Raw genomic sequence first — 16,698 nt, forward strand, 5'->3', positions numbered from 1 at the left:
GGGCCGCCGCCCGCACGTTTCCCGCCCCTGAAAATCCGCTACCATCGACCGATCCCGCCGCGTTGCCCGGCACTGCCTCACCGTTCGGACTTCGATGAACATCCGGTTTCTTGAAACCTTCGTCTGGCTCGCGAAGCTGGAAAACTTCCGGCTCACCGCCGAAAAACTCCACACGACGCAGGCCGCCGTATCGAGCCGCATCGCGTCGCTGGAGGAAGCGTTCGACGTGCGGCTGTTCGACCGCAACACGCGCTCGGCCACGCTCACGCCCGCCGGGCGCCGCATGCTCGCGTATGCCGAGCGGATCGTGCGGCTCGACGGCGAAATGCGCCGCGACATCGATGCGGCGAGCGACGCGGGCCTGATCCGGATCGGCGTGATCGAATCGATCGTGCACAGCTGGTTTCCCGCGCTGATGGCGCAACTGCGCGAGCGCTATCCGCGCCTCGACGTCGAGATCACGAGCGACACGACGCTGCACCTGACCCGCCTGCTCAGCACCGACGGCATCGACCTGATCCTGCAGACCGACCCGGTGCCGGGCCCCGACTTCACGAACCTGCCGCTGTGCGAGTTCCCGGTGCGCTGGGCAGCCAGCCCACGCCTCGGGCTCGGCGGCCAGCGGCTCGGCGTCGCGCGCCTGGCCGACTTCCCGATCGTCAGCTTCTCTCGCCACTCGGGGCCGCACGCGACGATCGAACGGCTGTTCGCGGCCGTCGAGCGGCCGGCCAGCATCAACTGCATCACGTCGGTCGCCGCGATGATCCGCCTCGTCGCCGACGGCTTCGGCGTGGCCGCGCTGCCGCCCGCGATCATCGGGCGCGAGCTGCACGAAGGCGCGCTCGAACTGCTCGACGTCGACCCCGAATTCCCGTCGCTGCCGCTCGTCGCGACGTATCGCAGCCAGGGCCTGCCGGTGGCCGCGCGTATCGCCGAACTCGCCAGCGAAGTCGCGCGCGCGATGCCGTCCGGCGCGAGCCAGGCGAAGCCGGCCGCATCGCGCGTGCCCGAAACGGCCGACACGGACGATGTACGTCCCGCCCGTGCGACGACACTGGCAAAAGCAAAGGCAAAGACAAAAACGAAGACGAAATCGAATCCGCAGGCAAAAGCAGCACGCGCGTCTCAAGCCGCGCCGCCCGCAGCAAAACGCCGCCCGCGCCGCTCATAAGAAAACCTGTTCACCGCGAATTTGTTTTCTTGTTGGACGGGCGCGGCCCGCATTCGGGACACTGCAGTTCCTGATACACAGCATCACGAGGAACCTGCCATGACCCGCCTTTCCCCTGCGCACGGCCAGCTCTGCGTCTGGACGGATATCGCCCCCGGGCACGAAGCCGATTTCAACGCGTGGTACGACCGCGAGCACATGCAGGAGCGCGTCGCGATTCCCGGCTTCACGCATGCGCGGCGGTTTAGCGCGACCGACGACGGCCCGCGCAAGTACCTCGCGCTGTACGTGACGGAGACGCTCGACGTGTTCCGCAGCGATGCGTACCGGCGCGCGTTCACGCACCAGACCGCGTGGTCGCTCGCGAACTTCGAGCGCATGACGGGCACGCAGCGACGCGTCGGCGACCTGACGATCGAGGCCGGCGACGGCGAAGGCGCGCATCTCGCACTGTTCGTGCTGCCGCCGGATCGTATCGACGTACCGCAACTGCGCGAGCGCTTCGACGCCGCGCTGCACGAACCGGGCATCCACGCGGCACGGCTCTTCCGCACCGCGCCCGAGCTGTCCGCGCCGATCGGCGCCGATGCGGCCGCCCGCCCGGCCGCCGACGCGCTCGTGCTGATCGAAGGCAGCGATGCGGCCGCGACGCGCCGCGTGGCCGCCGCGCTCGCCGGGCACGACGACGTGCGCACCTTCGCGCTGCTGTGGCGCGCCGCCGCACCGCTGCATGCGGCGCGCGGCGACGTCGCCGCCGCGCCGGCCGCCACCGCGCTGCCCGCCTGATCGCCCACGCCGGCCGCACCGCACGGGCGATGCACGCCCGCGCATCGGCCCGGCGCTTCACTTCGTCCTCCGTCACGACATGCCCGATACCATGAGCACTCTCGCCCAGCCCGCCGCCCACGCGCCCCGCCGCGTCCGCAACAGCCGACTCGCGACCGCGAGCATGATCGGCACGTCGCTCGAGTGGTACGACTTCACGATCTACAACACGCTCGCCGCGCTCGTCTTCAACCACCTGTTCTTTCCGTCGGTCGATCCGCTGGCCGGCACGATCCTCGCGTTCTCGACCTATGCGGTCGGCTACGTATCGCGCCCGCTCGGCGGTTTCGTGTTCGGCAATCTCGGCGACCGCATCGGCCGCCGCGCGGTACTGATGCTCACGCTCGTGCTGATGGGCGTGACGACCGCGCTGATGGGCGTGCTGCCGACCTACGCGCAGGCCGGCATCCTGAGCCCGATCCTGCTCGTCGCGCTGCGCTTCGTGCAGGGCGTCGCGCTCGGCGGTGAATGGGCCGGCGCGGTACTGCTGTCGGTCGAGCACGGCGACCAGAAGCGGCGCGGGCTGTCCGCGTCGTGGACGCAGATCGGCCCGTCGTTCGGCACGCTGCTCGGCACCGGCTGCATCGCGCTCGTGACGCTGTCGACCACGTCGGCCGACTTCCTGTCGTGGGGCTGGCGCGTGCCGTTCGCGGCCAGCGCGCTGCTCGTCGTGTTCGGTTTCTGGCTGCGTCGCGGCGTCGACGAAACGCCGCAGTTCGAGCAACTCGCCGAATCGCATGCAACCGCCGACGTGCCGGTTGCCGACGTGTTGAAGTACCACTGGAAGCGCCTGCTGATCGCGGGCGGTTCGCGGATCGGCTCGGACGTGCTGTATGCGCTGATCGTCGTGTTCACGCTGACCTACGTGACGACCGTGCTGCACCTTTCGCGCCCCGTCGCACTGACGGCCGTGATGATCGGCACGGCCTGCAACGCGCTCGCGGTGCCGTTCTTCGGCGCGCTGTCGGACCGCTTCGGCCGTCGGCCCGTATATCTCGCGGGGGCGCTTGCCGGCATCGTGTGGGCGTTCGCGTTCTTCGCGCTGCTCGATTCGGCCCGCCCCGCCGCGATCGTCGCGGCCGTCGCGATCGGCCTCGTGATCCACGCGGTGATGTACGGCCCGCAGGGCGCGTTCGTGACCGAACAGTTCCCGACCCGCGTGCGCTATGCGGGCTCGTCGCTCGCGTACACGCTCGCCGGCATCGTCGGCGGCGGCTTCGCGCCGCTCGTGATCGCCGCACTGTTCCGGCAGACGGGCACCACGACGGCCGTCTCGCTGTACGTCGCCGCCGCGCTCGTCGTCACGTCGATCGCGCTGCTCGTCGCACGCGAAACCGCGCACAAGCCGCTCGCGGATTGAGCGTCGTCCTCACCCGTTTCATTGATTCGCATTCCAGACGGATAACCGCATGCAAACCCTGTCGTTCAACGTGATTTCCCTCCAGCGCGCGCCGGCCCCGGTCGACGTCGACATCGAGCGCGTCGTGATCGCCGGCTGGGCCGGCCGCGATCCGGCCGCGATCCGCGCGCATATCGACGAACTCGCGGCGCTCGGCGTCGCGCCGCCGTCGACCACCCCGTGCTTCTATCGCGTCTCGTCCGCGCTGCTCACGCAGGCGCCGTCGATCGGCGTGCTCGGCGCGCGCTCGGGCGGCGAGATCGAATGCGTGCTGGTCGACAGCCCGGCCGGCACGCTGGTGACCGTCGGCTCCGATCATACGGATCGCGAAGTCGAAGCCTATGGCGTCGCGGTGTCGAAACAGGTATGCGCGAAACCGCTCGGCCAAGACGCGTGGCTTTACGCCGAGGTTGCGGATCACTGGGATGCGATCGAGATGCGTTCGTGGCTGATTGCGCGCGACGGCGGGCGGACCGCGTACCAGCACGGCGCGGTCAGCGGCCTGCTGGCGCCCGACGTGCTGTGGCAGCGCTTCGACGACCGCCGCACGATGCCCGCGCGCTGCGCGATGTATGGCGGCACGGTCGCCGTGCATGGCGCGATCGCCGCGATGGGCGACGGCGATGCGTTCGAAATGGAACTGCACGATCCGGTGCTCGGGCGCAGCCTTCGGCACCGCTATGCGGTGGAGGTGCTGCCGGTCGTCGCGTGACGGGCAGTAGGAAAATCGCACGGCGCACGGGCGCGACGGCTTGTTGCGCGCGGCGCCTGCCCCCTGCCGGTCCTCCGGCATTCCGGCGGTCGTGGGTACCTTCTTGCAGCAACATCGACGAAGGGGCGCGCGGATCAGATCGGAACGCGCTTGCGTTCGCGGCCGCCGTGGCTCACTTCAGACACCCGAGCCCCGCGAGCGTCGCCTCCACCGCCGTGTCGAGCGGCGTCACCGGTTCGCGGCCGAGCACCGCGGTCACCCGCGTGTTGTCGAGCCGAATCGACTCGCGCCACAGGTAACGCATTTCGAGCAATTCGCGCAGCGTCGTGACGAACGGCGCCGCGACCCACACGAACCACCACGGGAACTTGCGCACCGTCGGACGCAGCCCGTGCCGCTGCGCGACGCGTCGGATGGCCTCGGCCATCTGCGCGCCGTCCTCGTCCCAATGTCCGCCGAGATGAAAACGCGCGAACGGTTCCAGCGTGTCGCGCCGCTCGATCAGCTCGACCATCGCGCGCGCGGCGTCCGGCACGTACGACCATTGATGCCCGACGCCGCGCCGCCCCGGCACGCTGATCGCGGAAACCGGCTGCCCGGCCTTGACGAGCCCGGCCGCAAACCAGCTGTTGCCGGTGAGCTTCGGCCCGAAGAAATCGCCGGCGCGCACGATGATCGTGCGAATCCCCTGCCCGACCGCATCCCGCAGCCGCCGCTCCAGCTCGACGCGAATCGCGCCCTTGCGCGTCGACGGATGCTGCGGCGCGTCTTCGTACAGCACCGGAAACGCGTCGGCGCCGTAGTTGTAGACGGTGCCCGGCAGCACGACGGTGGCCCGCGCCGCCTTCGCCGCTGCGATCGTGTTGTCGATCATCGGCAACACCTGCCCGGCCCAGTTCCGGTAGCCCGGCGGATTCACCGCGTGCACGATCACGCTGCAGCCTCGCGCGGCCCGGACGACCGCGTCGCGGTCCATCGCGTCGCCGCGTATCCATCTGATGCCGTCGCGCTCGACGACTTCGGCATCGAGCCCGCGCTTGAGCGCCCGCACCTGCCAGCCCGCGTCGCGCAACTGCCGCGCGACTTCCCCGCCGATCCCGCCGCTCGCGCCAAGCACGAGGGCCTGTCGTGGCGTGCCGCCTGCGTTCGTCGTCATTGCCGCTCTCCTTGAATGAACCGTGATGACACGCATTCTGGTGCGATTCCGGCTATCAAGGAATTGCCGAACACAAGCGATCGGCTATACATTTATGCATGGCCATCGATCTGAACTGGGAACGCTATCGCACCTTCCTCGCCGTGCTGACGGAAGGCTCGCTGTCGGGCGCGGCGCGCGCGCTCGGCATCACGCAGCCGACGGCCGGCCGCCACGTCGCGGCGCTCGAGGCCGCGTTCGGCCAGACGCTGTTCACGCGCTCGCCGTCCGGCCTGCTGCCGACCGAGGCGGCGCTCGCGCTGCGCGGCCATGCGGAGGCGCTGCGCAGCGCGGCGGCCGCATTCGAGCGTGCGGCCGCGAGCCACGGCGCCGGCGTGCGCGGCATCGTGCGGATCTCGGCCAGCGACGTGATCGCCGTCGAGGTGCTGCCGCCGATTCTTGCGCAATTGCGGCGCCACCATCCGGGGCTCGTCATCGAACTGGTGCCGACCGATCGCATCCAGGACGTGCTCAAGCGCGAGGCCGACATCGCGGTACGGATGGCGCCGCCCGTGCAGGAGGCGCTCGTGGCGCGGCGCATCGGCGACATCGAGATCGGGCTGTATGCGCGCGACGACTACCTGGCGCACAACGGCGCGCCCGCGACGGTCGATGCACTCGCGCATCACGCGCTGATCGGCTTCGATACGATCACACCGTTCATCCGTTCGGCGGGGCGCGGCATGCCGCAGTGGAAGCGCGACGCATTCTCGCTGCGCACCGACAGCAACCTCGCGCAGCTCGCGATGATCCGCGCCGGCTACGGGATCGGCTTCTGCCAGAGCCGGCTCGCGGCACGCGACGCGCGGCTCGTGCGCGTGCTGCCGGACACGCTCGCGATGCGGCTGGAAACCTGGGTCGTGATGCACGAGGATCTGCGCACGAGCCCGCGCTGCCGTGCGGTGTTCGACGCGCTGGCCGACGGGCTGCGTGCGTACGTGAACGGCGAAGCCGGCGAATAGACGGTGCGCGGCCGCGCACGTGACGCGTGCGAATCGCGCGGCCCGGTTCTACATCAGCAACTGGCGCGACAGCACCTCGCGCGCCTGCGTGACGGTGTCGCGTTCGCCCGGCATCGGCGGCGTCAGCGAAAACACCGCGTCGGGCAGCGGCGGCAGCCGGTATTTCGCGCCGAGCCGCATCAGGCCGTCGCCGATCGCCGACGCGCACAGGCAGCCCACCCCGAGCCCCGCCGCGAGCATCGACTGCAGCCCCGCGACGCCCGACGCGCTGTGCACGAGCCGGTACGGCGTGTGCTGCTCGTCGAGCGAGCGCACGGCGATCTGATGCATCATGCAGTCGTCCGGCAGCAGCACCAGCGGCAGCGGCTCGGGCAACTGCTCGGCGAGCGCGGGCGACGCGACCCACGACAGCGGCTCGCGCCGCAGCACCCAGCGCGTATCGGCCGACGCGGGCCGGAACGGCCCGCTCGACAGGTTCATCACCACGCCGAGATCCACCTGCCCGCGCGCGTGCGCCGCCTCGATATCCGCGCTCTTCATCGCGCTCACGTGCAGGCTCAGTTGCGGGTAGCACTCCCGCAGCCGCGCGAGCAGGCCCGCGACTTCGTTCGTCCGGTAGTAATCGGTGATCGCGACGCGCAGTTCGCCCTTGATCGCCTGCCCGCGCACTTCGTCGAACGCGGCCTCGTTCAACGCGACGATGCGCCGGGCGTGCTGCAGCAGCCGCGCGCCGGCCGGCGTCGGCTCGACCCCGCGCTTGCTGCGCACGAACAGCGGCACACCGGCGCGCGACTCGAGCTTGCGCACCTGCTCGCTGACCGTCGACTGCGACAGGTGCAGCAGCGGCGCGGCGGCCGTCAGGCTGCCGGCGTCCGCGACCGCCGCGAAAGTCCGCAACTGATCCAGGTCGAAACCGCGCATCGTCATTCTCCATCCATCGAGTTACCCGATGGATGCTACCACCAATTCCCGCTTTTCCGATTCGTCGACACGAACCAGAATGGGGATCAATCGCCCGTCCACGGCCGAACCGGCGCGCCCGGCGTCGCGCTCGGCGTGAATGTGGCACTCATTCTTTCGGACCTGCTTCCATGACGAACGACACCCTTGCTCCCTGCGTGCCGGCCGGTACGGCCGCCGCAGCGACGCCGCGCAGCCACCACGGCTGGGCGCTGGTGGTCCTGCTGGTTGGCGCGATTTTGCCGCCACTCGACTACTTCATTGTGAATCTCGCGCTGCCGGCCATCCGCGACGGCATCGGCGCGCGCCCGGCCGAGCTGCAGCTGGTCGTGTCGGCGTACGCGTGCGCGAACGCGGTCGTGCAGATCACCGGCGGCCGGCTCGGCGACCTGTACGGGCGCAAGCGCATGTTCATGATCGGGATGGCCGGCTTCGTCGTCGCGTCGACGCTGTGCGGGCTCGCCGGCAGCGGCGCGGTGCTGGTCGGCGGCCGCGTGCTGCAGGGCCTGTTCGCCGCGATCCTCGCGCCGCAGGTGCTCGCGACGATCCGCAGCGTGTTCAGCCCGCAGGAGCAGGTGCGCGTGATGGGCTTCTACGGTTTCGTGTTCGGCCTCGCGGCCGTGATCGGCCAGCTCGGCGGCGGTGCGTTGATCAGCCTGCATCCGTTCGGGCTCGGCTGGCGCGCGATCTTCCTCGTCAACCTGCCGATCGGCCTCCTCGCGCTGATCGGCAGCTGGCGCTTCATCCCGGAAAGCCGGCCGCCGCGCGGCCAGCGCATCGACGTGCCCGGCATGGCGCTGCTGTCGCTGTTCCTGCTGATGCTCGTCTACCCGCTCACGCAGGGCCGCGACGCCGGCTGGCCGCTGTGGATGGTTGCGTGCCTCGTCGGCGCGCTGCCGATGCTCGGCGCGCTGCTGGCGGTCGAGGCGCGCCGTCTCGCGCGCGGCCACGATCCGCTGCTCGACGTGCGGCTGTTTCGCCATCCCGTCGTCGCGCTCGGGCTCGTACTCGCGTTCCTGTTCTACACGCTGAGCGCGTTCTTCCTGAGCTACGGGATCTATCTGCAGGGCTGCCTGAACTGGTCGCCGCTCGCGTCGGGGCTCGCGATCCTGCCGCTCGGGCTCGGCTTCCTGTCGAGCCCGCTGCTGATGCCGCGGCTCGTCGGCCGGTTCGGCGGCTATCGCGTGCTCACGCTCGGCTTCGCGATGCTCGCGGCCGGCGTCGCGACGGCCGCCGCGCTGGCGGGCGCGGCCGCACCGGGCCCCGGCTTCTATGCGGGGATCGCGGCGATCGGGATCGGCCAGGGCCTCGTGCTGCCGTCGGTCGTGCGGATCGTGCTCGCGGAAGTCGACACGGCGCGCGCGGGTGTCGCATCCGGCATGGTCACCGCGATGCTGCAAATCGGCGCGGCCGTCGGCGCGGCGACGCTCGGCGGCCTGTTCTTCACGCGGCTCGGCGCGCATCCGGCCGCGCTCGATTACGTGAAGGGGTTCCGGACGTCGATGTTCGCGCTGACGGCCGTCCTGCTCGCGTGCGTGGCGCTATCGGCGATGCTCGGGCCGCTGCATCGGCGGCTGCACGCGGGCGCGTGAGCGAAACGGGAATCGCGGCGCAGGCGGGGGCCGACGAAGCGAAAACGACGCAGCCGCCGGTGCGGCAGCTCGCCGCCATCCGGCTCACGCGGGATGCCGGCGTTGCGCGTGGCGCGCTTCCCATTCGGCCAGCTCGACGCGATAGCGCGCGAGTGCTTCGTCGTAGAGATCGAAGACGCAGGGCGAACAGCCGCTGTTGCAGCAGTCTTCCAGTTCGGGTTGGATCGGCGGGGTCGGACGGGGATCGTCGACGGACGATTCCGGAGCGGCAGTATCGGGCACGGCGAAAATCGGATGAAGTGACGCGCTCAGTATAAGCGGATGCCGTGCGGCCTGCGTGGCGCGCGGGTCGTTCCACGTTGCGCCATCTCCCCGAATCATCACCCCGGCGTCGCGCATCCGGATCTCGCGGGTCCATACTTCGATTTCGGCGCTCGCCTCGGCAAGCACAACACCGCTCGCGCCCGGACGGTCGACGAACGCGTGCCGCGAATCGCGGAACACGACGCCACGCCGCTCGGGCGCCGTCGTTCGCTGCGCGGCGTCGCCACGCAACCTGCGCGTGCCATACAGTGCGTCGCCGATGGGGAGCCGCTCCGGCATACTGATCGTCCTCATCGCCCGACAGGAACCGCACGATGGCCGAAGCAGTCAATCCGCCGGAAGTCTGGGCGCCGTTCGGCGCGTTCTCGATGGCCGTGATCCAGGGCGACGGCCGGATCGTGCATCTGAAGGGGCAAGTGGCGCTCGACCGCGACGGCCGCGTGGTCGGCGTCGGCGACATGCGCGCGCAGGTGCGGCAGACGCTCGACAACATCCGCGCCGTGCTCGCGTCGATGGGCGGGCAGATGCAGGACGTGATCTCGCTCGTGCACTACGCGACCGACATCGACGCCTTCATGCAGGCCGGCGACATCCGCGGCACGTACTTCGCCGAGCCGTATCCCGTGACGACGACCGTCCAGGTCGCGCGTCTCTACCATCCCGATCTGCTGATCGAGATCGCCGCCGTCGCGGAAATTCCGCTGGCGCGGTTTCGCCGGCCCGCATCGCGTGCGTGAACCGGCGGCGCTGCACAGCACCGTGTGACGCGCCGGCCGTGACTTTCCCGGCCGGCGCTCCTGCACGCCGACCGCGCGCTTACTTCGCCTGCGCGCCCGGCTTCGCGGCGGCCGCGCCCGCCTTGTCGGCCAGCGGCTGCCACGCGGCGCCGAGCGAATACCAGTCGACGCGGCGTGTGAGCGTCATGATGCCGGCGAGGATCGCGAACAGCAGCAGCGAACCGAGCATCAGCGCGTTGTCTTCCGACAGCAGCAGCCCGTAGAGCGCCGCGTACAGCACCGCGAGCAGCGCGGCGAACACCGCCCCGCGCTTCACGCTGTGCAGCACGAACGACAGGTAGAAGCCGAGCAGCCCGATGCAGGCGCCGCTTGCCGCGAGATACGCGCTGGCGAACGCGATGTGTTCGGACAGGCTCAGCAGCAGCAGGAAGAACAGCGCGAGCGACAGGCCGACCAGCGTGTACTGGATCGGGTGAATGCGCAGCCGTTTGACGAGCTCGTACATGAAGAAGCTCGCGAACGTGAGCATCACGAACAGCGCGCCGTACTTCGTCGCGCGTTCGGTCTGCAGATAGACGTTCACGGGTTCGATCATCGACACCGACGCCATTTCGATCGCGCCCTCGCCGTTGCCGGATGCGATCTGCTCGCGCGCCTTCGTGTTGAACGACGTCACGCGCCAGTTGCCGGTGAAGCCGTGCGCATCGACCGTGCGGCTGGTCGGCAGGAACGCGCCGTCGAAACTCGGATGCGGCCACGTCGACTTCAGCGAGAAATCGTTCTGGTCGCCCACCGGCGCGAACGCGACGGACTCCGCGCCGCGCAGCGGCAGGTCGATGCTGAACGGCACGGCCTCGCCCGCGTTCGCCGCTGCCAGCGCCGCGAGATCGACGTTCGCATGCACGCCCTGGCGCAAGCTCTCCAGCCGCGCACCCTGCTCGACGTCGAGCCGCGCGCCGCCGATGCGCAGGTCGGGCCGCGCGGTCAGCCCGCGAATGTCGCCGATGCCGAGCGCAACGTACGCGTCGTCGATCTTGAAGCTCACGTGGCCGTCGGCCTCCGGCAGCTTCTTCAGGTCCGGCAACGGCAGCGTGCCGGTCAGCCGGCTCGCCAGCTCGTAGACCAGCGCCTTGTGGATGCCGCGATAGCGAATGCCGGTCGTCAGCGTGCCGTTGACGTTCAGCGTCTTCGGAAACACGAGCAGGCGCTTCGTCTCGCTCTTCAGGCTCGTCTTCGGCGCGCCGCGGGCCGGCGCGTCGTCGCGCACGCGCGTGACTTCGGTGTAGCGCACGACGAGCACGGGCCCCGACACGGTTTGCGGCCCCGCATAGCTCGACCAGATGCTCTGCAGCGCATCGCGGCGATACGCGGCGCGCTCCTGCACGATGCCTTGCACCATCTGCAGCGGGATCAGGATCAGCAGCGCGAGAAACGCGGTGATCGCGAATTTGAACAACAGGACTCGATTCATGGCCGACAGGTACCGGAGTAAAGGGTACGGTCAGCATGATCCGGCCCGGTGAAGGGCGATTGAAGCCTGCGTGAAGCGAATGTGTGGCGAACGTGCGGCGAACGTGAAGCGCGATCAGCCTGCCGACGGCAGCGTGAGCGTCGCGCACGCGCCGCCTTCGTCGCGGTTCGCGAGCGCGACCTGGCCGCGGTGCAGCATCGCGACTTCGCGAACGAAACACAGCCCGAGGCCCGTGCTGCGATCCTGCCCGTCGGGGCGCGGCAGCGAATAGAAGCGCTCGAACACGCGGGCCAGCGCGTAATCGGGCACGCCGGGGCCGTCGTCGACGACGCGCACGACCGCGACGTGCGCCCTGCCCGCCGGCTGCCGTTCGAGCGCTATGCGGATCGTGCTGCCCTGCGGCGCGAAATCCAGCGCGTTGTCGAGCAGGTTGCCGAGCGCCTGGCGCAGCAGGAACGGATCGCCTTCGACGATCGCCGCATCGGCCCCATCGGCCCCATTGGCCTCATTGGCCGCATTGGCCGCGTCGCTCGCGTCGATCGCCAGGTTCACGCCGCGCTGCCGCGCGCGCGGCTCGATGTCGTCGACGAGCTGTTCGAGCATCGGGCGCAGCGCGACCGGTTCGCGCACCGACAGGCGCTGCTTCTGCTCGACTTCGGCGAGCGCGAGCAGCTTGCGGATCATCTGTTCGAGGCGGCCGGCCTGGCGGCGGATGTTCTCGGTGAAGCGCCGGCGGTTCGCGACCGGCATCTCTTCGTGCAGCAGTTCGGCCGCGCCGCTGATCGCCGCCAGCGGGCTCTTCATCTCGTGCGTGAGCGTATGGATGTAGTTCTCGACGTACTGCCGGTCTTCCAGCCGCCGATGCATGCTCTCCACCGCGCGCCCGAGCTCGGCGAGTTCGCTCGCGCCCTGCAGCGGCATGTCGGCCCGCTCGCCCGCCGCGATCGCGCGCGCATAGCGCTGCAGGCGCCGCAGCCCGACCACCAGCCACCACGTGCACGCCACGCCGATCAGGATCGCGCCGCCCATCAGCAGCGCGCCGTACAGCATGATCTTGCGCTGGCTGCGCGCGATGAACGGCGCGACCGTCTGGTTCGGCTTCGCGATCGTCAGCACGCCGATGATCTCGTTGCCGTGCCGAATCGGCGCCGCCACGTGCATCACGGTGCTGCTGTCGTCGTTCGGATCGCTGCGCGTGCTGCGCGCGCCGTATTCGCCGCGCAGCGTGCGGTACACGTCGTTCCAGCGCGAATAGTCCTGCCCGACGGCCTTGCCGGACGAGTCGTAGCGCACGATGCCGTGCGCATCGGTGATGTAGAGACGGTAGCCGATCGCGTTCTTTTGCACGCCCCACACGTTCGCGCTGACCGCGCGCTCGTGCAGGTTCGACAGTTGCCGCGCGAACGCGCCGTCGGCGATATGGCCGTTCGCCATGTCGTCGGCGGCGAGCGTCGCGAGCACTTGCGCGGTATCGACGAGCGTGTCCTCCATCGCCTCGCGCACACCGGGCTTCACCTCCTGCACGAACACGCGCAGCGTGATCAGCGCGGCCAGGCCGACGATCAGGAAAAAACCGAAGAAGATGCGCAGGCCGATATGCATGGGCGGTGCCGGTCGTTACGGTTGCAGCGAATAACCCATCCCGCGATGCGTGCGGATCGGGTCGCGCTCGGGGTCGATCGCGCGCAGCTTCGCGCGCAGCGTCTTCACGTGGGTATCGACCGTGCGGTCGGCCGAATCGAGTGCCTCGTGCCACACGAGGTCCATCAGCTGCTCGCGCGAATAGATGCGCCCCGGATGCCGGACCAGCAGCGCGAGCAGCCCGAATTCGTAGCGCGTGAGGTCCAGCGCGTGGCCGAGCCACGACACGCGCGCGCCGTCGAGGTCGAGCGTGAAACCCGGTGCGGGCGTTTCGGCGGGCGCCGGGGCCGGCGCGGGTGTCGTTTCGGGTGCGGCCGTGCGGTTGAAGCGCCGCAGGATCACGCGCACCCGCGCCGCCAGTTCGCGCGGCGAAAACGGCTTGACCACGTAATCGTCGGCGCCGATTTCGAGCCCGACGATCCGGTCGATTTCATCGTGGCGCGCGGTGAGAAAGATCACCGGCACGTCGGAGAACGTGCGCAGCCGCCGGCATACCTCGAAACCGCTGAGGTCGGGCAGGCCGACGTCGAGCACCACGAGATCGAAGCGCGTGTCGCGCAGGCGATCGAGCGCCGCGAGGCCGAGCGTGCAGTGGACAGTCTGCATGCCTTCGGTGCCGAGGGCGTAGACGATCGTGTCCGCGATCGCCGCTTCATCTTCGACGATCAGGATGTTGGGCTGATTCATGGGCTCAGGCTGGGCTCGCGCGTTTCCGGTGCGACATTGTACGCACGGCCGGCCGCCGTGCGCGCCCCTGCCCGCCGCGCTACGCGACGCGGCCCGTCACCGGAATCGACGCGCCGGTGATCGCCTGCGCGTCGGCCGACAGCAGGAAGCCGATCGTCGCCGCGATCTGCTCCGGCCGCACCCAGCGCGTGAAATCCGCGTCCGGCATGTCCGCGCGGTTCGGCGGCGTATCGATGATGCTCGGCAGGATCGCGTTCACCGTCACGCCGCGGTCGAGCAGTTCGGCCGCCAGCGCCTCGGTGAGCCGCGCGACGCCGGCCTTCGCGGCCGCATAGGCGCCCATCCCGGTGCCGGCCTTGAACGCCGCGCCGGCGCCGATGTTGACGATGCGCGCGGCCGGACTCGCCAGCAGGTGCGGCAGCGCCGCTTTCGATGCGTTCAGCGCGGTCTTCACGTTCAGGTCGTACATGCGGTCCCACGTGGCGGCATCGCCGTCGGCGATCGTCTGCCACACGAACGCGCCCGCGATGTTCAGCAGCGCGTCGACCCGGCCGAATTCGCGCTGCACGGTATCGAGCGCCTGCACGGCGGCCTGCGGATCGACGAGATCGATGCCGCCGATGCGCAGCGCGTCGGCCGGCACGCCGGGCAGCGCCTGCGCGGCCGGGGCCGCGCCGCGGCCGATCAGCGCGACGCGCGCGCCGCGCGCGCCGAGCCACGCGGCCGTCGCGACGCCCAGATGGCCGAAGCCGCCGGTGATCGCGACTGCCTTGCCTTTGAGTTCGTGTTCCATCGATGTTTCTCCTGGATCGAGGGTTGCTGGATGCGTTTTGCATGACAGAGGCCGGCCGCGGGATGCATGCGCGGCCGGCAATTCGCCACAGCGTAGCGCCGTTCACGCATCCGTGCGCACGGCGACGGGCCTGCGGCGGCGTAGTTCCTCCGTCGTTTCGCCCGGGTTGTCCGGGTTGTCCGAACGCCAGCCCGGCGGCGGCATGAAGCGGATCGCGGCCCCCACGTCGCGGGCCGTTGCGATGTCGCGGGCGCGGCTCGCACAGTGCTCGCGCCCGACGACGAACGGGTTGCGCGAGCGGGGCCGACGTGACGAGGCCGAAACGGCACCGCTCGGCGACACGCTCGGCGACACAGGTGCTGAAGGGCCGGTCGAACACACTCGACACGCCGCCTTCGTTCGCATCGAGACAGTCGAGGTTCGACGCAGGGTGCACGCGGTGTGCGGTCGGCGTGTTGAGCACGTAGCCGAGCCGGCCGGGCTTCGGCATCCACGTGTCGCGCAGCCGGAACGGGTACATCAGGTTGAACGCGTCGCCGCCCGCGCGGCCCGGCGGGCACGCCGACGGCCGGCCGGGCATAATGCACGAAGCCGGTCAGACGCGACCGGGCCGGGGCACCCGACGGCCCGCGTCATCTCCATCCAGAATCCCGAACCTCAATCCATCGATTCCATGCAAGTTCTCGTCGTAGGAACCGGCAAGCTGGCCAGCGAGCTGCTCGACGCACACCGGCTCGACCCGGCAACGTATCACGTGATGCCATGGTCGGACAGCGCGCAAAGCGACGCCCGACGCAGCCCGGCACGAACGATCGTCGTGCATGCCGGCTCCGGCCGCGAACTCCGTGCCGCGATCGCGTTCTGCGGGGCCACCGCATCGCCGCTCGTCGAACTGTCGACCGGCTCCGAGCTCGAAACCGGTGCGCACGCGTTCCCGGTCGTGCTGTGCCCGAACACGAACATCCTGATGCTCAAGTTCATGAGCATGCTGGAGACCAGCGGCCCTCTGTTTCACGGCTGCCGGATCAGCCTGACCGAGTCGCACCAGGCCGGCAAGACCTCCGTCCCCGGCACGGCCGTCGGGATCGGCCAGTCGCTCGGCGTGCGGCCGGACGACATCCGCTCCGTGCGCGACCCGGACGTGCAGCGCGGCGAATTCGGGCTCGCCGACGATCAGCTCGGCCGTCACGCGATTCACCGGATACGTATCGAAGACGGCGCATGCAGCCTGCAGTTCGAATCGCGCGTGGTGGGTGCGGCACCGTATGCGGACGGCGTGTCGCGCATCGTCGATGCCGTCCGGCAACACGATCTCGAACCCCGCCGCTATTCGATCGTCGAGTTCATCCGCAACGGCTGGGTGTAGTCGCCGCGGCAATATGCAGGGCGGCCGGCCCGCGCGTGTCGCGTCACGCACGTCATTGGCGCTGCGCGAATAATCGACGTCGCGACATTCCCTGAATGTCGTCGGCCGCTTCGTCGGCGACCTCCGGGCCGCGCATTCCACCGCCCGAATACCACGACGTGCACCGTCGTTGCATATTGGCTGGTAAGTTATCGGCCGAGGTCCGTTCGCAGAGGTCAGGCGCGATTCGCGGCCGACGTCGGCGGCCGGCCCGTACCTCGACATCCCCCTGAAAGGAGCGCAACCGATGACCCGTCCCGATTTCATCAAGCACTGGACCGAGCTCGAAGAACCGGAAGCGCATTGCTATCGCGGCGACACCGAGCCGATGGCGCTCGACGCACCGCTTTCCGAGAAACTCGGCATCACGCGGATCGGCATTCATCACGTGAGGCTGCTGCCGGGCCGGCGGACGTCCTATCCGCATGCCGAAAGCACCGAGCAGGAGTTCGTGTACGTGCTCGAGGGCAAGCCCGACGTCTGGATCGACGGCGTGCTTTACCCCGTTGCCGAAGGCGAATCCGTCGCGTTCCCGGCGGGGACCGGAATCTGCCACACCTTCATCAACAACACGAAGGACGAAGTCCGGCTGATGGTGATCGGCGAACGTCCGCGCGACGACAACCGCATCCGCTACCCGATGAACGAGGCCTACGAGCTGACCCGCGCGGACCGCTGGGTGGATTGGCCCGACCGGCCGCTCGGCGGCCATGACGGGAGGCCGGACTGACGCCTGCGCGAATGCCCCGGACGGCCCGCACCGAGCCCGCCGCGCGCGCTCGCAGCGGGCCGCCGACACCGCGCTGTTCCGGCGGTCGTTGCCC

General features: G+C 69.8%; 16 protein-coding genes. 9 read left to right on the forward strand and 7 right to left on the reverse strand.

The window, feature by feature from the left end; translation table 11 throughout:
* Positions 1 to 94: 94 nt before the first annotated feature.
* The 4 genes from WJ16_RS28550 to WJ16_RS28565 all read left to right on the forward strand — a co-directional run bounded on the left by WJ16_RS28550 (position 95) and on the right by WJ16_RS28565 (position 4,107).
* Positions 95 to 1,171 (forward strand): LysR family transcriptional regulator, encoded by a 1,077-nt coding sequence (locus WJ16_RS28550; RefSeq protein ID WP_069260355.1) that lies wholly within the window; start codon positions 95 to 97, stop codon positions 1,169 to 1,171.
* Positions 1,172 to 1,270: 99 nt separating this feature from the next.
* A complete protein-coding gene (locus WJ16_RS28555; RefSeq protein ID WP_069260356.1) occupies positions 1,271 to 1,957 on the forward strand; it encodes a DUF4286 family protein in 687 nt (228 codons plus the stop codon).
* 163 nt (positions 1,958 to 2,120) lie between these two features.
* Complete coding sequence (locus tag WJ16_RS28560; protein WP_404822567.1) at positions 2,121 to 3,356, forward strand: MFS transporter; 1,236 nt, start codon at positions 2,121 to 2,123, stop codon at positions 3,354 to 3,356.
* A 49-nt stretch (positions 3,357 to 3,405) separates the two neighbouring features.
* Entirely contained in the window at positions 3,406 to 4,107 is a 702-nt protein-coding gene (locus WJ16_RS28565; protein ID WP_069260357.1) for a DUF2848 domain-containing protein, read from the forward strand.
* Between the two features lie 172 nt (positions 4,108 to 4,279).
* Here WJ16_RS28565 and WJ16_RS28570 read toward each other — a convergent pair whose 3' ends face one another.
* On the reverse strand, positions 4,280 to 5,263 hold the full coding sequence (locus tag WJ16_RS28570) for an NAD-dependent epimerase/dehydratase family protein (RefSeq protein WP_069260358.1): 984 nt from the start codon (positions 5,261 to 5,263) through the stop codon (positions 4,280 to 4,282).
* Positions 5,264 to 5,361: 98 nt separating this feature from the next.
* Here WJ16_RS28570 and WJ16_RS28575 point away from each other — a divergent pair, with 98 nt between their 5' ends.
* On the forward strand, positions 5,362 to 6,264 hold the full coding sequence (locus WJ16_RS28575; RefSeq protein WP_069260359.1) for a LysR family transcriptional regulator: 903 nt from the start codon (positions 5,362 to 5,364) through the stop codon (positions 6,262 to 6,264).
* Between the two features lie 48 nt (positions 6,265 to 6,312).
* Here WJ16_RS28575 and WJ16_RS28580 read toward each other — a convergent pair whose 3' ends face one another.
* Positions 6,313 to 7,185, reverse strand: coding sequence for a LysR family transcriptional regulator (locus WJ16_RS28580; protein ID WP_069261188.1), 873 nt, complete (start codon positions 7,183 to 7,185; stop codon positions 6,313 to 6,315).
* A gap of 170 nt (positions 7,186 to 7,355) precedes the next feature.
* On the opposite strand from WJ16_RS28580, the gene WJ16_RS28585 reads away from it, so the two are divergent.
* The gene (locus WJ16_RS28585; RefSeq protein WP_069260360.1) at positions 7,356 to 8,816 is read left to right on the forward strand and encodes an MFS transporter; all 1,461 of its coding nucleotides are present in this window, start codon (positions 7,356 to 7,358) and stop codon (positions 8,814 to 8,816) included.
* 84 nt (positions 8,817 to 8,900) lie between these two features.
* Here WJ16_RS28585 and WJ16_RS28590 read toward each other — a convergent pair whose 3' ends face one another.
* Positions 8,901 to 9,098, reverse strand: a complete 198-nt coding sequence (locus tag WJ16_RS28590) for an oxidoreductase-like domain-containing protein (protein WP_069261189.1) — start codon at positions 9,096 to 9,098, stop codon at positions 8,901 to 8,903.
* 356 nt (positions 9,099 to 9,454) lie between these two features.
* Here WJ16_RS28590 and WJ16_RS28595 point away from each other — a divergent pair, with 356 nt between their 5' ends.
* A complete protein-coding gene (locus WJ16_RS28595; protein ID WP_069260361.1) occupies positions 9,455 to 9,877 on the forward strand; it encodes a RidA family protein in 423 nt (140 codons plus the stop codon).
* 79 nt (positions 9,878 to 9,956) lie between these two features.
* On the opposite strand, the gene creD is transcribed toward WJ16_RS28595, so the two are convergent.
* The 4 genes from creD to WJ16_RS28615 form a co-directional block, all read right to left on the reverse strand.
* Entirely contained in the window at positions 9,957 to 11,348 is a 1,392-nt protein-coding gene (creD, locus tag WJ16_RS28600) for a cell envelope integrity protein CreD (RefSeq protein ID WP_069260362.1), read from the reverse strand.
* A 114-nt stretch (positions 11,349 to 11,462) separates the two neighbouring features.
* Positions 11,463 to 12,950, reverse strand: coding sequence for a two-component system sensor histidine kinase CreC (creC, locus tag WJ16_RS28605; RefSeq protein WP_069260363.1), 1,488 nt, complete (start codon positions 12,948 to 12,950; stop codon positions 11,463 to 11,465).
* 15 nt (positions 12,951 to 12,965) lie between these two features.
* On the reverse strand, positions 12,966 to 13,676 hold the full coding sequence (gene creB, locus WJ16_RS28610) for a two-component system response regulator CreB (protein WP_069260364.1): 711 nt from the start codon (positions 13,674 to 13,676) through the stop codon (positions 12,966 to 12,968).
* A 79-nt stretch (positions 13,677 to 13,755) separates the two neighbouring features.
* Positions 13,756 to 14,469, reverse strand: a complete 714-nt coding sequence (locus tag WJ16_RS28615; RefSeq protein ID WP_069260365.1) for an SDR family NAD(P)-dependent oxidoreductase — start codon at positions 14,467 to 14,469, stop codon at positions 13,756 to 13,758.
* Between the two features lie 673 nt (positions 14,470 to 15,142).
* On the opposite strand from WJ16_RS28615, the gene WJ16_RS28625 reads away from it, so the two are divergent.
* Both WJ16_RS28625 and WJ16_RS28630 read left to right on the forward strand, forming a co-directional pair.
* Complete coding sequence (locus WJ16_RS28625) at positions 15,143 to 15,835, forward strand: dihydrodipicolinate reductase (protein ID WP_069260367.1); 693 nt, start codon at positions 15,143 to 15,145, stop codon at positions 15,833 to 15,835.
* A gap of 286 nt (positions 15,836 to 16,121) precedes the next feature.
* The gene (locus tag WJ16_RS28630) at positions 16,122 to 16,604 is read left to right on the forward strand and encodes a cupin domain-containing protein (RefSeq protein WP_069260368.1); all 483 of its coding nucleotides are present in this window, start codon (positions 16,122 to 16,124) and stop codon (positions 16,602 to 16,604) included.
* Positions 16,605 to 16,698 lie beyond the last annotated feature (94 nt).

The sequence above is a fragment of the Burkholderia metallica genome, assembly GCF_001718555.1.
Taxonomy (GTDB): Bacteria; Pseudomonadota; Gammaproteobacteria; order Burkholderiales; family Burkholderiaceae; genus Burkholderia; species Burkholderia metallica.

Excerpts from the sequence above, each read along its gene's own strand:
- WJ16_RS28555 (WP_069260356.1), top strand. The coding sequence starts at position 1,271 with ATGACCCGCCTTTCCCCTGCGCACGGCCAGCTCTGCGTCTGGACGGAT.
- WJ16_RS28585 (WP_069260360.1), top strand. The coding sequence starts at position 7,356 with ATGACGAACGACACCCTTGCTCCCTGCGTGCCGGCCGGTACGGCCGCC.
- WJ16_RS28580 (WP_069261188.1), bottom strand. The coding sequence starts at position 7,185 with ATGCGCGGTTTCGACCTGGATCAGTTGCGGACTTTCGCGGCGGTCGCG.
- WJ16_RS28565 (WP_069260357.1), top strand. The coding sequence starts at position 3,406 with ATGCAAACCCTGTCGTTCAACGTGATTTCCCTCCAGCGCGCGCCGGCC.
- creD (WP_069260362.1), bottom strand. The coding sequence starts at position 11,348 with ATGAATCGAGTCCTGTTGTTCAAATTCGCGATCACCGCGTTTCTCGCG.
- WJ16_RS28570 (WP_069260358.1), bottom strand. The coding sequence starts at position 5,263 with ATGACGACGAACGCAGGCGGCACGCCACGACAGGCCCTCGTGCTTGGC.
- WJ16_RS28550 (WP_069260355.1), top strand. The coding sequence starts at position 95 with ATGAACATCCGGTTTCTTGAAACCTTCGTCTGGCTCGCGAAGCTGGAA.
- creB (WP_069260364.1), bottom strand. The coding sequence starts at position 13,676 with ATGAATCAGCCCAACATCCTGATCGTCGAAGATGAAGCGGCGATCGCG.
- WJ16_RS28625 (WP_069260367.1), top strand. The coding sequence starts at position 15,143 with ATGCAAGTTCTCGTCGTAGGAACCGGCAAGCTGGCCAGCGAGCTGCTC.
- WJ16_RS28595 (WP_069260361.1), top strand. The coding sequence starts at position 9,455 with ATGGCCGAAGCAGTCAATCCGCCGGAAGTCTGGGCGCCGTTCGGCGCG.
- WJ16_RS28575 (WP_069260359.1), top strand. The coding sequence starts at position 5,362 with ATGGCCATCGATCTGAACTGGGAACGCTATCGCACCTTCCTCGCCGTG.
- WJ16_RS28560 (WP_404822567.1), top strand. The coding sequence starts at position 2,121 with ATGATCGGCACGTCGCTCGAGTGGTACGACTTCACGATCTACAACACG.
- creC (WP_069260363.1), bottom strand. The coding sequence starts at position 12,950 with ATGCATATCGGCCTGCGCATCTTCTTCGGTTTTTTCCTGATCGTCGGC.
- WJ16_RS28615 (WP_069260365.1), bottom strand. The coding sequence starts at position 14,469 with ATGGAACACGAACTCAAAGGCAAGGCAGTCGCGATCACCGGCGGCTTC.
- WJ16_RS28630 (WP_069260368.1), top strand. The coding sequence starts at position 16,122 with ATGACCCGTCCCGATTTCATCAAGCACTGGACCGAGCTCGAAGAACCG.